Origin of the sequence: Clostridium boliviensis, from assembly GCF_033342255.1 — a bacterium.
Taxonomy (GTDB): Bacteria; Bacillota; Clostridia; order Lachnospirales; family Lachnospiraceae; genus Lacrimispora; species Lacrimispora boliviensis.
On record NZ_JAWONS010000181.1, the window covers coordinates 1 to 512 of the forward strand.

1 protein-coding gene is annotated in these 512 nt (G+C 57.8%); it reads left to right on the forward strand.

All coding sequences use genetic code 11. The features are described from left to right. Window positions 1-336: hypothetical protein (locus RZO55_RS11895; protein WP_318064503.1), on the forward strand; the 336-nt coding region annotated here is incomplete at its 5' end. Window positions 337-512 lie beyond the last annotated feature (176 nt).

Sequence of the window (512 nt, forward strand, 5' to 3'; positions counted from 1 at the left end):
TCCGTTTACTCGAAAAAAGCGAACCGGGTGGGGGCGATCTGCTCGATGGTGCTCGGAGCGGCAACCCACATTGTTTGGACGCAGGCGGGGTTGGAGAGCGTGACGGCGATTCATCCCTTTATCGGCGGGCTGTTGTTCTCCGTTTTGGGAATGCTCATCGGCAACCTCTTCGGAAAAGATCCTTCCCAGGGGATACAGGATGCCGTCGAGGAGGCTAAACACGGCAGAAAAATTTCCGGTGCGGTGGATCGGCATTCGGCGCGGGAGTTGGCACCGGAAGCGTTGAATATCGCCCGTCATCTGCGGGAGCATCGCCTGATTCCGGTAAGGGAGTGACAGAAGGATGAAACGGATCGCCGCGATTCCGACGACCGGGGACCCTTCTCTGCTGACCGAGTCCGTCGCCCGCGCTACCCGTTCCCGATCGGTACGGATTCAAAGCCGGCTTTTCTATCCCTACTACTTTTTCCAATACCGCCTCCGAGGCAAAAGGCTGTTTGCCAAGGTCCATT